Consider the following 12,253-nt stretch of genomic DNA (forward strand, 5'->3'; position numbering starts at 1 on the left):
TGGCCGCCGACCGCGGTGCGCCCGCGCCGCACAGCGTCGCCCACGCGGAACGGGGACCGAAGACCACCGAACCAGCACGAGGTGATGATGACGACACACGATAGCGGACCCGTTGTCGCGACGGAGAACCTCCTGATCGACAACCCGGCGCTCTACGAACGCACCTTTCCCGACGCCGAGGGCCGCAACCCGCGGTTCGTCCACGACATGGTGCGGCGCTTCGGCCGCCCCGCGCGTGACCGCCCGGCCCCACGCCTGCTGGACGTCGGGGCCGGGACCGGCCGTGACGCGGCCCGGCTCGCAGAACTCGGCTACACCGTCGCCGCGGTCGACATCTCCGAGCAGATGGTCGCGTACGCCCGCAGCCGGCACCCAGGCCTGCAGATCGCTGTCGGTGACGCCCGCAGCGTACGCACCCGCGAGCCAGTAGACATTGTCAGCTGTCTCGGCAGCACCCTGCTGCACCTCACGACCACCGCCGACATCGTCGCGGCACTGCACCGGTTCGCGGCGTGCCTGACGCCGGGCGGGCTGCTGGTGGCGGAGATGCGTAACGGCGCGTTCCTGCTCACCGACCGCGGGCGGCGCGAGCTGCTCGACCACGACACCGTCCGCGTCGTGGAGTGGGAGGGAGTGCGCTACACCTCCCGCACCTGGCTGTCGATCGACCTCGCCGGGCAGCTGCTGCGCCGGCGCCGGACGTGGAGCTGGCCTGGTGGCACCCACCCGATCGAGCAGCACACGGCATGGCGGTTGCTGTTCCCGCAGGAGCTCCGGTACCTCCTCGACGTCGCCGGGTTCGATGTGCTCGCGCTCTTCGACGCCCCTGGGCCGCTGACCGAACCACCGTGGCCCGCAGGCGAGATTCTGTCCGACACCCTCGACGGCGACCGGCTCCACCTGGTCGCGCGCCGGCGCGGGCCAGACCTAGACGCCAATGACGCCGATGGCTGAGGAGACGACGATCCGAGCAGCCGCGCTGCCCCGGACGGGTGTGGGCAGCGCATTCGGAACCTGCGGCGAGCTCCTGCAGGGGGTGCTGGCCGAGAACGGCCTCGACTTCCTCGTAACGCTGCCGATCCGCGCCGGATCCGTTGCGGTGTTCGAGCCGGATCCGCGGCTGGACCGGGTCGAACCAGCGCCAGGGCACAAGGTGAAGTCGCGGCAGCTGGCCGAGCTGATGCTGCGCCGACAGGGCGTCGCCGGCGGCGGGCGGTTGACAGTGTGCAGCGAGCTTGCCGAAGGCAAGGGTCTGGCCAGTTCATCGGCCGATCTGGTCGCGACCGCCCGGGCGGTCGCCGACGCCACGGGCCGCACCACCACTCCGGCCGAGATCGAGTCCTGCCTGCGCGCCATCGAGCCGTCCGACGGCGTCATGTACCCGGGGGTCGTGGCGTTCTACCACCGGCAGGTCCGACTCCGAGCCCGGCTGGCGCCGCTCCCGCCGCTGACGATCGTCGCCGCCGACGAGGGCGGCCAGATCGACACCGTCGAGTTCAATCGCAGGCCCAAGCCGTTCTCGATCCCCGCCCGGCGAGAGTACAGCCGCCTACTGCACGCGCTGGCCGCCGCGCTGGCCCGGAACGACCTGCCGACCATCGGCGCAATCGCCACCCGCAGCGCCGTCATGAACTCGGTGCTCCGGGACCGCCCCCACCTCGGCCAGGCCATCGACGCGTCGGACGCGATCGGCGCGCTCGGCGTCGTCGTCGCACACAGCGGAACGATGACCGGGCTGCTGATCTCCGACACCGATCCCGACTACCCCGGCAAGCTCGCCGCCGCCGTGCGGCACGCCCGCACCTACGGCGTGAGCGTCGCCGTCCACCGGTCATGGCAGCCCGCCACGCCGGAACACCGACCTGCCCGAAACACCCTGGAGGAAGCCACAGTGAGCCACCGCCCACCCACCGACGAGCGAGTTGACCAGTGATCTCGGCGGCTGGCATCTCGTTCGGCTACGACAACGGCCTGGCCCTGTCCAACGTCGGGATCGTCGCCAAGCCCGGGCAGACGGTCGGTCTGATCGGCCCCAACGGCTCGGGCAAGACGACCTTGCTACGCGTGCTGTACAACGCGCTACAACCGCGCGCCGGCATGGTCAGCATCGACGACGCCCCGCTGCAGACACTCACCGGGCGGCGACTGGCCCGCCGGCTCGCCGTCGTCGCCCAGCAGACGCCCTGGGAGATCCCGATCACCGTGGCCGACATGGTGCTGCTCGGACGCTTCCCGCTGCGCGGGTCGTTCCGGCCGTACTCCGTGGCCGATCACCGCGCCGCTGCCTCCGCTCTGCGCAAGGTCGGCGCCCGACACCTGGCCGATCGCGCATTCGGGTCGCTATCGGGCGGCGAGAGACAACGCGTCCTGATCGCTCGGGCGCTGGCCCAGGAGGCCGACCACCTCTTGCTGGACGAGCCGACGAACCATCTCGACATCCGCTACCAGCACGAGATCCTCGGCCTGGTCAGGACCCTCGACGTCACCACGGTCGTCGTCTTGCACGACCTGAACCTCGCCGCCCGCTACTGCGACCAACTCGTCCTGCTCCGGCAGGGAAGCGTCGTAGCCGCCGGCGACCCCGACGACGTACTCACCGCGGACGTGCTGGAACCGGTCTACGAGGTATCTGTGCGCCGACACTGCGAGCTCGGTGCGGTGCAACTGGTCTTCGGCCCGCTGCCGCAGCAGGTCCCGGTGACGCAACTATGAGCAACCTCGACCTGCGTCCGGCCGGCTCCGGCATCCAGCCCGTCGACGACCTCGACCACGCCAGGCGTCGCCGGCACATCCTGGTCTGGGTCGGCGGGCTGACCCTCGCACTGCTCTGCGCGCTACCGGTGGCCGTCGGCCTCGGACCCGTCCGGATTGCACCCGGCACCGTCGCGAAGGTCGTCGGCCATCACCTGATCGGCTGGCCGGACACCGTGACCTGGTCGGCGGCCGACGACAGCATCGTCTGGTTGGTCCGGCTGCCCCGGGTGCTACTCGGCGCGGTCGTCGGTGCCGCCCTCGCCGTGAGCGGGGTCGCCCTGCAGGCCATGGTCCGCAACGTGCTCGCCGACCCACACATCCTCGGCGTCACATCCGGGGCCTCCACGGGCGCGGCGGCCTCGATCCTGTTCGGGGCGGGTATCGGCGCGGGCACCGCAGCGCTGACTGCCAGCGCGTTCGCCGGCGCGCTCGCCGCGACCGCCGTCTTGTTCACCGTTGCCAGGCTCAACGGTCAGATCACGTCGATCCGGCTGTTGCTGGCCGGAGTGACCATCGGTTACATCCTGTCGGCGACGACGAGCTTCCTGATCTTTGCCTCCGACTCGCCCGAGGGCGCCCGCACGGTGCTGTTCTGGCTACTCGGATCGCTGAGCTCCGCTCGCTGGGCCGCGGTAGGGACCACCGGAGCCCTGGTCGTCGCCGTGACAGCCGTGCTGATCCTGCTGGGCAACCGCCTCGACGCGTTGGCCATCGGTGACGACACCGCGCGCACCTTCGGCATCGCCCCTGCCCGGCTACGAGGACAGGCCCTTGTCGTGGTCGCGCTCGGCATCGGGGCCGTCGTCGCGGTGTCCGGCGCGATCGGCTTCGTCGGCCTGATCGTGCCCCACATCGCGCGGTTGTGCGTCGGCGGGGCGCACCGACGAGCCGTGCCCGTCGCAGCCCTCGTCGGCGCCCTTTTCCTTGTATCCGCCGACGTCTTCGCCCGCACCGCCTTCGCCCCCCGCGAGCTACCGCTCGGCATCGTCACAGCCGTCGTAGGAGCGCCACTACTGCTCGTGCTGATCCGCCAGTTCCATCCAACTCACCCCTAACCCGCCCCGTCCACCCACCACCATGATGAGCAGAGGAACCGACCACATGCGTACCCGTTTCGCGACCCTCACGGCCGGCCTGGCAGCCATGGCCATCCTCGCCGCCTGTGGCAGCGAGGCCGACCAACCCGGCACCGCCGCGGCCGGCGCCACCGCTGATGCCACCGCCGGCGCGTTCCCCATGACCATTGACAACTGCGGCCGCGACGTGACCTTCGACAGCCCGCCCCAGCGGATCGTCACCGTCGGCTCGGTGGCCGCGCCCCTGGTCGCGGCCGCCGGGGCCGCCGACCGGATCGTCGTGCGAACCTTCGAGACCGCGTCGTTCCCCGGCGAGTACGGCCCGGCACTAGACGGCATCGAGATCGTCGCGCCGAGCGCCGAACTGGCCCGGGAAGAGATCATCGCCCGAACTCCGGACCTGGTCATCAGCTACCAAGGCGCCGCCACCACCGCGGACGATCTCGCGGCCGCCGGCATCCCCCTCATCGCCAGCCGGGGATACTGCCAAGACGCCGCCGGCGACTACGAGGACATCTTCGCCGACATCGAACTCTACGGACGTCTCTTCGGCACAACCAAGGCAGCCTCGGCACAGGTGCGGGCGCTGCGTAAACGAGTGTCGGCCGTGCAGGAACAGGTCCCCGCCGACGCACCGTCACGGACCGCCGCCGCCCTGATCGTCTCCCGCGACGACACCTCGCTCAGCGCCTACGGCAACACCAGCACCATCGACAAACAGATGGAGACCCTCGGGCTCACCAACGCCTTCGACGACATCAACCAGCGCAACTTCGAAGCCAGCATCGAGGCCCTGATCGATCGGGACCCGCAGGTGCTGATCCTGCTGACACAGGGAGACCAGACCCCGCACAGCGTCGAACAGGCGATCCTCAGCCGCCCCGAACTCCGCTCCCTCGCCGCCGTCCGCGACCACCGCATCGTCATCGTCCCGTTCGGCTACACCGGGCCCGGACCGGTCGCCGTCCAAGGCCTCGAAGTGCTCGCCGACAAACTCAACGCCCTCGGCTGAACCCCACGCATCCACCGCGAACACCCGACCATCCCGACCGACCCAGCAGAAACGAGCATCAACCCGATGACACAGCACACAACCACCACAATGGGGACGGCCAGCACAGCACCGGCCGAATACACCGTGCGACGGGCGACATCCGCCGCCGACCTCGCCGGCGCGCGGACCGTGGCGCTGCACGCCGTCGAGGTCGACCTCGGCTACGGCTACCAACCCGGCTGGCACTGGGACCTGGACCGCCTAGTCGAGACCTACCTAGACAACCCCCGGCAGGCGATGTTCGTCGCGGCCGCGCCCAACAACACAGTGGTCGCCACCGCGGCGGTCCGAGTCGGCGGACCGAACTGCCCACCGCACCCGGTCGAGCTCGCGCAACGCTACGCAGACCGGCAAACCGTGGCACAACTGCTGCGAGTCGCGACGTTACCCGAGCATCGGCGCGCCGGCCTGGCACGCCGCCTGGTGGCGGCCTGCCAGGAGTTCGTCCGGGCAGACGGCGGATACCGGGTGATCTATCTACACACCAACACCGTGGTCCCCTCGGCGGAACCGTTCTGGCGCTCACTACCGGTCGTCGAGATCCGTGACGACCGGAGCCACCAGAGCGACCCGCAATTCCAGACCATTCATTTCGAGCTGCCGCTGGCAGCCACGATCAGCCGGGAGTCGTGATCAATGAGCACTGCGCCGCCGAATGGATATGGGGCTGGGATCTCAGCAGAAGGTCTACGCCCCCGCTCGGGGAACAGCGCAACGACGTCATGCTGGAATTCCTGAAGGAACTGGAACTGCGGGGTCCCGGTAACTACGGAGCCGTGAACACCCGCCATCACACCAAAGATGATTGGCCTATCTGCTCACACTGACATAGCTCGCGGATTACTCCAGCAAGGCGTCGCGTGGTGCCACCGAGGGACGCAGCGGCCGGTATCCGTTGGCGTCGAGTTTGGCGAGCTCTCCGTCGATGTCGACCGAGTGGGTGCCGTAGAAGTGGACGTTCTCGTGGTGGGTGGGCCAGATATGGGCCAGCACCTCGTCGTCGATGACGCCACAGGCACACACAACTCCCAGTAGTGCCGGTAGCCGGTGGTATCACCGGCCTCGGAGGCCGCGGTGAGGCAGCCGGCCCACGTCGACGTGGTGGAGCAGCACCTACTTCATCAAGCCCACCTCGTGACACGGTAAACCGCCCCGCGCGAAACCTGCGGTCTTCCCTTGCATGCCCAATCGGGTCACGCGCTATCGTCCAGGCAACGAACCGCTGAACCGACGGGATTGGTTCGAGATGACCCCGCCGTTGCCATCCTTCGAGGATCTGCGCTTGGTACTGGCCGTGGGGCGCCGCGGATCCATCGGATCCGCAGCCGAAGACCTACGGATATCGCAACCGTCCGCCAGTCAGAGGCTGGCCAGACTGGAGAAGCTGGTTGGGGTGCGGCTCTTCAACCGCGACAGCCGAGGTGCGCGGCCCACCACGGCCGGGCTGGAACTAATCGCGCAGGCGGAGCACATCCTCGGTCACCTCGACGTCGTGTACGACATGACCCGCGCGGCTGACGCCACCTCGCCACGGCTCGTGATCGGCGCGGCACACGGTCTCGCGTCGACGGTCTTCCCCGCACTCGACGCACAGCTCGAGGACATCGTGATCGACCAGCACGTCGACCAAGACGCACGGCTGATCGAGCTGGCTGCCGAGGGCAGCCTGGACGCCGCCTTTGTCGGCGTTCTGGACGAGACAGCGCTGCCCCGGAACGCGGTGATTGGCTCAGTGGGCCAAGACGACCTCGTGCTGCTCCTGCCCGCAGGGCTCACGGTCGACGGATCGATTTCCTTCGAGGGCGCTGAAGTCGTCGTCGCGACGTACGGCGAAGACCTCGACGCGCTCGCCTCGGAGATCCTTGCCCGAGGCGCGACGGTCCGCCTCGGCATCACCCCGGCGACTGCGCTGGCGATGGCCCGTCGTGGTAACCGGCTCGCAGTGTTTCCTCGCAGCACGGTCTTGGGACAACTACTGCCAGGCGAGCGCCTAATCGACGCGTCCTTTCGTCATCGGCCGACCCTCAGCGTCGTCAGCAGTCACGAGCTCGCACCCCCGATCGCCGCCGCACTCGGCGAGCTCCGCAAGACGCTGGGCCTTCGACCCATCCGCCGACAAACCCGGCCGGCGCCTGCGGCTCGCTAGGCACGGGCCACGTTCTTCATTTCGCGGTTCCGGCGGCTTGGCGGGTCTCAAGACCGTGTACATGACAGCTCATCTACGGCGTCGGGAATACGGCTTAGCGCTATCCGCTGCTCCACTGATCCCCGACGCCGTATCCCCGGCCCCGCACGCCAGGCCCGGCGGCGCGGGATCTTCGCCGGAAGTAGAGAGATCATCACACTCCGGGTGCATTTGAGTGAATCTTCGTCATTTTCGACAGGTTCGATAACGGAGAGTGATCCGTATCACTGGTCGAGCTCTATCGGGGTCGAGGTCCCCATCGGTACGTTCGGGCACAGGTCAGGCTGTTGCCGCTGACAACAATGTGGCACCGAGCCCGCCCAGTGGATCCACCCGACCGACAGCGGGGAGCAGCTCGTGACCAGCTACTGGCTAATGACCAACCACACCATGGTCCTGCACGGCCTGATGGCCGTCGCGGCGGTCTGTTACGCCCTGATGCTGCGCGATATCGCGCAGGAAGTCCGGGGCCTGGCCCCTCCGACACAGACGGAGGACAGCTGAGGTGCCCGGCTGCGCCCGGCCGGCACTGCTCGGCTACTTCCCGGAGATCTTCTTGACGACGGCGGCACAACAGGCCGACACCAGGCAGCAGCTGACTGACTTCGCCGCTCGGGAAGGGTACGTGCTGCAGTCGATCGTGTTCGAGCGGCTCGGCGCCGAGCCCGCAGCGTTCGAGAGGCTGGTCGAGCTCGCCCGGCGCGACAACGTGACAACCGTCGTCATCCCACGCTCCGACGACCTCGACGCCGGCCAAAGGCTGCGCCTCGCGGTCGAAGCCGGAGTCCACGTAGTGGTGGCGGGGGCTCGCCGCCCCGCAGAGCCGGCTGCGACCGCTGTGAACGACGCATGAGCAGGTGAGCGGACCCAAGCAGCAGACCGCGCTGTTGGGTCCGTTAGGGCGCGGTGAGTGGGATCCAGCCCATGACGGTCCGGTCACCGCTGAGCATGGTCTTGCGCTCGTCGACGCTGAACCCGTGGGGGTCGAGGGCGTGGGTGACCGCGATCGTGATCCCGGCGTCGGCGCGCACCATGTCGCGGCCTGTCTTGGTGAGCTTCGACCCGTAGGTGTCGATCACATGGCCGGGGAACGCCACCGACAGCTCCCGGCCCTTCAACGTCGCGACCCCGCCGCTGACGGTCATCGCCGGGGAGCCCGCCGGGGAGTCGGCCGGGGAACGCAGGCCGGCGTTAAGGAACCGCTGGTCGACCACGACCCGCCACCGCCCACCTGCACCTCTACCGGCACCGTCGCCGCGCGCGATGCAGACGCTCTCCACGCCTGGGTTGACGACCATCAACGGCAGGTGCGCCGCGGTCCCGTCAGCGGTGCGGCCGGGAATCAGCACGCAGTCGGTGTGGTAGCTGAGCATCGCCCCACCGGACGACCGCACGACCAGCCCGGAGTCGTTCCACTCCGATGCGCGGCAGTGCTCGTGGAACAGCCCGGCCGACGCGGTGTATCCCAGATCGTCGACGCTCAGGGCGGCGTTCCCGCCGCTCAAAGGGCCGCCGCAGTTCAGGCAGTCGATCGCCCACAGGCTCGCCAGCACCTCGTCGACACCCGTGCGCCCCAACCGGGACCGCACCTGCCGCCCGACCGTGATCTCGCCGTGCGCGGCCACGACCGCTTCGAACTCGTGCACGGCGTCCTGCCATAGGCGATTGAACCAGGCCATGCCGGTCACGCTACCTGCGGTCACCGACGCATCACGGCCAGCACGCGAGCCGGTCCACGCCTTGGACCACGCCTACACCCTTCACCGCGCCGGTGGAACCGCGGGCCGCCGGTTCAGAAGCTCGCCGGCGGCGGCGCCGCGGTCTCCCGTCGGCCGATCAGCGCGGCGGCCAGGCAGGTAGCCAGGAGATAGGTCGGCCTCGATCACGTACTCGCGATCGTCGACGACCAAGCCGGGGCAGGCGAGTAGCCGCCGAGGGTTCGGCCGGGGTACAGCGGATGTCGATGCCCGGACCGAGCCGCGGGGATACCACGATGGCCCCCGAGCCGGAAGACTCGGGGGCCATCGTCGTGCTACAGGTGGAAGCGGCCCGGGTCAGCGAGCCTGTTCGTGGATGAGGGTGGACCATTCGCGGGCGAACAGCTGCGCGACGGCCACGGAGTAGTCCTGGAACCGGTAAGGCCAGGTCGAGCCTTCCTCTTCGAGCTTGGCCAGCTCGTCGATCTGGTGCTCGTAGACGTGGCGGCGGTTCATCTCGTCGGCGGCATCCTGGGCGGCCTTAGCGGCGTAGAGGTCCCTCAGGGCCTGCCGGACGCTGCCCCCACCTCTCTGACGGGTACGCGGACGTGAGCCTGGGGTGCCTCATCAAGAAGATGAAGGTGATAGACAACGCGGGTCGCAACTGGAAGCACATGATGCTCGCCGGTTGGGTGGAGATGCCGAGCCCTATGCAAACCCCTGGCGTGTCCTACGGCTCTTTCGTCATGCCGTGCGGAACGGCCAGGATGGGAACGGAGAACGAAGGCGGTGAAGAAGGCAGCATCAGACTAATTAGCACCTGACATTAGAACTGCTATCAGCAATGTCCGCGCCGTCGAGCATCCACGTACCGGCGCCGCTCCGGCGGGGGAAGGTTGTCGAGGTCGTGCTCGCTTGGACGATGGCCGTCGGTGAAGGCGCTTTGCTGCGATGGCCGACATGCCGTCGAGGTTGGGGGGAGTCTGCGTGCGTGGGCAAGGGCTTCGAGGCAACAGGGCGAAGCTAGCGTCGGAATTCGACAGGGCGATGTACCGCGTGCTCGAACAGATCGCGGTGGTCCGGACGGAGCAGTCCGAAGATGGACTCCCAGGTTAAGACGGCACCGACGAGCGCCCGGCGGGTGTGAGCGGGTGGTCGGGGTGAGTCGTGTTGCGGCAGCATCGTGACGTTTGAGCCGTCGGGCTCGGTGGTGGTTGTGGAGGCGTGTCAGGGCTGGGGTAACCGCCGCCTACGGCAACATTTTGCCGTTGGCAACTTTTTCCAGCCCGTCGAGGGGTTCAGTTCTGGGGTGTGTCGGCTGCGATGCGGAAGCCGATGTTGCCGGTGGAGCTGTCGGGGGTGTTGGAGCTGCGGGCGGCGACCCGGTAGCGGTTGCAGTAGGAGTCGTGGCACATGTGGGAGCCGCCGCGCATGACGCGGGCGGTGCCTGTGGCCGGGCCGGTCGGGTCCTGGCGTGGTCCGGTTCGGTGGAAGTCGGGGCTGAACCAGTCGGCGCACCATTCCCACAGGTTGCCGACGGTGTTGTACAAGCCGTAGCCGTTGGGGCGGTAGGACCTGGCCGGCGCGGTGCCGGTGCGGGCGTGCGGACCGGTGTTGCGGACGGGGAAGTCGCCTTGCCAGATGTTGCACATGTCCTTGCCACCCGGGGTCAGCTCGTCGCCCCACGGATAGCGGCGTTGCTCAAGTCCGCCGCGCGCCGCGTACTCCCATTCGGCCTCGCTCGGCAGCCGGGTTCCGGACCAGGCGCAGTAGGCCTGCGCGTCGTTCCAGGAAACGTGGACAACGGGGTGGTTCGGACGGTCCGCGAACGACGAGCCGGGACCCGCCGGTTCGCGCCAGGTCGCGCCGGACACCGCTCGCCACCACGGAGTTCCCGGTACGGCCTGGGAGACGGCCTCGAGGCTGGCGGGGAGAAAGACGTCGACGACGTATGAGAAGCCGAATTCCTCGGCCTCGGTGACGTGGCCGGTGTCCTTCACGAACGCGCCGAACTGGGCGTTCGTCACGGTCGTCGGCGCGATGCGGAAGGCGCTGACGGTTACCTCACGGACCGGGCCTTCGCCGTCAGCCGGGAAGCCGTCGGCGTCGTCGGTCCCCATGAGGAAGCGGCCGCCCGGAAGGCCGATCAGCTGTTTCGCAGCGCGGAGGGCGGCCTGGCTGCGTGCGGTGGGCGGGGGCGCAGTGATGGCGAGTGTGGCCGGGTCGTGGCCCGGGGTGCAGCAGGGTTGCATGGCATCTGCCTGGGGGGTCGGGCCGCCCGCCCGGGGGACGTCCGGGCGGGCGGCGAGCGGCGCGGAGCCTAGCTGGCGCGGTCGGTGGCGAGCTGGGTGGCCAAGGCCGGGATGTCCAGGGCCTGCTCATCCGCCGCGGTTGCCTGGTAGAGCTTGTTGGTGAGTTGGTACGGGTCGCTGGCGAGGTCGTAGTACTCGCGGAATGTCTTCTGTCCGGTGCCGAACAGGTTGCCGTTGGCGTCGGTGTACTGGTCGTAGTACTCGACGTACTGCTTGTTCTTGGCGACGTACGAGGCCCATGAGTCCTTGACGCCGGCGCTGCCCTGCTTCCACCACTCGACCAGTACGTGGTCGCGCGTGAAGCCGGTGAGCAGCGATTTGCCGTCCACCGAGTGGGTCGGGGTGATCCCGGCGGCGTCGAGGATGGTGGGCGCGATGTCGATGTTGGCGACGATGCGGTTGTCGGTGGTCCCGGCACCGAGGCCGCCGGCTGGCCAGGACAGGTGGAACGGCACTTCGTGAGCGGGGGAGTAGGGCGTGCCCTTTCCGAGGAGGCCGTGGTCGGCCCACTGGAAGCCGTTGTCGCCGATGTAGATGACCAGGGTGTTGTCCAGCTGCCCCAGCGCGGCGAGCTTGTCCTTGAACGCCTGTACCGCGTCGTCGACGGACAGCAGCGTGCGCAGTTGCCGCTGACGAACGGCCTTACCGTCGGCCGGGGTGTTGGTCGCGTTCTGAACGTAGGCCGGTTTGTCGCTTCTGTCGTTCTCGGGGACCGAGGGCCGGCCGTTCCAGTCCGGCACGACCGTGTCGGCGTACTGCGCGGCCGGTGTGTTGGGCTCGTGGGAGGCGTAGGGGGTGACGTACGCGAACCACGGCCGGGTGTCGGTCGTGGCCTTGTTGAGGAAGGCGAGCGTCTTGTTCTTGATGATGTTGGTGGTGTAGCCGTTGATGGTCTGGACCGTGCCGTTGACGTTCCACTGGGCGTCGACGTAGCCCGGCTGGAGCAGCGCGAACTCCTCGAAGTGTGGCGGGCTGTCGGACAGCGTCCAGGAGTTGAGGTACTTGCCGAACAGGCCGGTGCGGTAGCCGGCCTGCTTCAGGTAGCGCTGCACAGTGGTGCTCTGGTCCAGCTGATGCGAGGCTGCGTTGTTCCTGACGCCGTGGTTGTGGGCGTAGCGGCCCGAGAAGACCGAGGACCGCGACGGCGCGCACAGCGGGGTGGTGACGTGGCCGTT

At 68.7% G+C, this 12,253-nt stretch carries 14 protein-coding genes; 9 read left to right on the forward strand and 5 right to left on the reverse strand.

The window, feature by feature from the left end:
• The first annotated feature begins 87 nt into the window (after window positions 1–87).
• From AB0H36_RS46470 to AB0H36_RS46495, 6 genes are all read left to right on the forward strand, one after another.
• Window positions 88–954: a methyltransferase domain-containing protein gene (locus AB0H36_RS46470; RefSeq protein ID WP_360538360.1), complete on the forward strand. Its 867-nt coding sequence runs from the start codon at window positions 88–90 to the stop codon at window positions 952–954.
• Entirely contained in the window at window positions 947–1,933 is a 987-nt protein-coding gene (locus AB0H36_RS46475) for a hypothetical protein (RefSeq protein ID WP_360538362.1), read from the forward strand. The genes AB0H36_RS46470 and AB0H36_RS46475 overlap by 8 nt, the downstream gene beginning before the upstream one ends.
• A complete protein-coding gene (locus tag AB0H36_RS46480; protein WP_360538364.1) occupies window positions 1,930–2,712 on the forward strand; it encodes an ABC transporter ATP-binding protein in 783 nt (260 codons plus the stop codon). Before AB0H36_RS46475 ends, AB0H36_RS46480 begins: the two co-directional genes overlap by 4 nt.
• Window positions 2,709–3,809 (forward strand): iron ABC transporter permease, encoded by a 1,101-nt coding sequence (locus tag AB0H36_RS46485; RefSeq protein ID WP_360538366.1) that lies wholly within the window; start codon window positions 2,709–2,711, stop codon window positions 3,807–3,809. Before AB0H36_RS46480 ends, AB0H36_RS46485 begins: the two co-directional genes overlap by 4 nt.
• 46 nt (window positions 3,810–3,855) lie before the next feature.
• Window positions 3,856–4,842, forward strand: a complete 987-nt coding sequence (locus AB0H36_RS46490) for an ABC transporter substrate-binding protein (RefSeq protein WP_360538368.1) — start codon at window positions 3,856–3,858, stop codon at window positions 4,840–4,842.
• 66 nt (window positions 4,843–4,908) lie between these two features.
• Window positions 4,909–5,517, forward strand: a complete 609-nt coding sequence (locus tag AB0H36_RS46495) for a GNAT family N-acetyltransferase (protein WP_360538370.1) — start codon at window positions 4,909–4,911, stop codon at window positions 5,515–5,517.
• 207 nt (window positions 5,518–5,724) lie between these two features.
• Here the strand turns inward: AB0H36_RS46495 and AB0H36_RS46500 are convergent, their stop codons facing one another.
• Entirely contained in the window at window positions 5,725–5,907 is a 183-nt protein-coding gene (locus AB0H36_RS46500) for a hypothetical protein (protein ID WP_360538372.1), read from the reverse strand.
• Window positions 5,908–6,130: 223 nt separating this feature from the next.
• On the opposite strand from AB0H36_RS46500, the gene AB0H36_RS46505 reads away from it, so the two are divergent.
• The 3 genes from AB0H36_RS46505 to AB0H36_RS46515 all read left to right on the forward strand — a co-directional run bounded on the left by AB0H36_RS46505 (window position 6,131) and on the right by AB0H36_RS46515 (window position 7,922).
• Window positions 6,131–7,030 carry a LysR family transcriptional regulator gene (locus AB0H36_RS46505; RefSeq protein ID WP_360538374.1) on the forward strand — a complete coding sequence of 300 codons (900 nt, stop codon included), beginning with the start codon at window positions 6,131–6,133 and terminating at the stop codon, window positions 7,028–7,030.
• Between the two features lie 396 nt (window positions 7,031–7,426).
• A complete protein-coding gene (locus AB0H36_RS46510; RefSeq protein ID WP_360538376.1) occupies window positions 7,427–7,573 on the forward strand; it encodes a hypothetical protein in 147 nt (48 codons plus the stop codon).
• 1 nt (window position 7,574) lies between these two features.
• Entirely contained in the window at window positions 7,575–7,922 is a 348-nt protein-coding gene (locus tag AB0H36_RS46515; protein WP_360538378.1) for a hypothetical protein, read from the forward strand.
• Window positions 7,923–7,965: 43 nt separating this feature from the next.
• On the opposite strand, the gene AB0H36_RS46520 is transcribed toward AB0H36_RS46515, so the two are convergent.
• The 4 genes from AB0H36_RS46520 to AB0H36_RS46535 form a co-directional block, all read right to left on the reverse strand.
• Window positions 7,966–8,748, reverse strand: a complete 783-nt coding sequence (locus AB0H36_RS46520; RefSeq protein WP_360538380.1) for a hypothetical protein — start codon at window positions 8,746–8,748, stop codon at window positions 7,966–7,968.
• Between the two features lie 375 nt (window positions 8,749–9,123).
• Window positions 9,124–9,282: a hypothetical protein gene (locus AB0H36_RS46525; protein WP_360538382.1), complete on the reverse strand. Its 159-nt coding sequence runs from the start codon at window positions 9,280–9,282 to the stop codon at window positions 9,124–9,126.
• Window positions 9,283–10,064: 782 nt separating this feature from the next.
• The gene (locus AB0H36_RS46530) at window positions 10,065–11,018 is read right to left on the reverse strand and encodes a formylglycine-generating enzyme family protein (RefSeq protein ID WP_360538384.1); all 954 of its coding nucleotides are present in this window, start codon (window positions 11,016–11,018) and stop codon (window positions 10,065–10,067) included.
• 68 nt (window positions 11,019–11,086) lie between these two features.
• A partial coding sequence (locus AB0H36_RS46535; protein WP_360538386.1) for a sulfatase occupies window positions 11,087–12,253 on the reverse strand: 1,167 nt, incomplete at its 5' end.

It is taken from the genome of Kribbella sp. NPDC050820, assembly GCF_040653975.1.
Taxonomy (GTDB): Bacteria; Actinomycetota; Actinomycetes; order Propionibacteriales; family Kribbellaceae; genus Kribbella.

What these genes read in the sequence shown, in the direction of transcription:
- AB0H36_RS46490 (WP_360538368.1), top strand. Translation starts at nt 3,856, where the DNA reads ATGCGTACCCGTTTCGCGACCCTCACGGCCGGCCTGGCAGCCATGGCC.
- AB0H36_RS46485 (WP_360538366.1), top strand. Translation starts at nt 2,709, where the DNA reads ATGAGCAACCTCGACCTGCGTCCGGCCGGCTCCGGCATCCAGCCCGTC.
- AB0H36_RS46505 (WP_360538374.1), top strand. Translation starts at nt 6,131, where the DNA reads ATGACCCCGCCGTTGCCATCCTTCGAGGATCTGCGCTTGGTACTGGCC.
- AB0H36_RS46530 (WP_360538384.1), bottom strand. Translation starts at nt 11,018, where the DNA reads ATGCAACCCTGCTGCACCCCGGGCCACGACCCGGCCACACTCGCCATC.
- AB0H36_RS46525 (WP_360538382.1), bottom strand. Translation starts at nt 9,282, where the DNA reads ATGAACCGCCGCCACGTCTACGAGCACCAGATCGACGAGCTGGCCAAG.
- AB0H36_RS46520 (WP_360538380.1), bottom strand. Translation starts at nt 8,748, where the DNA reads ATGGCCTGGTTCAATCGCCTATGGCAGGACGCCGTGCACGAGTTCGAA.
- AB0H36_RS46475 (WP_360538362.1), top strand. Translation starts at nt 947, where the DNA reads ATGGCTGAGGAGACGACGATCCGAGCAGCCGCGCTGCCCCGGACGGGT.
- AB0H36_RS46470 (WP_360538360.1), top strand. Translation starts at nt 88, where the DNA reads ATGACGACACACGATAGCGGACCCGTTGTCGCGACGGAGAACCTCCTG.
- AB0H36_RS46495 (WP_360538370.1), top strand. Translation starts at nt 4,909, where the DNA reads ATGACACAGCACACAACCACCACAATGGGGACGGCCAGCACAGCACCG.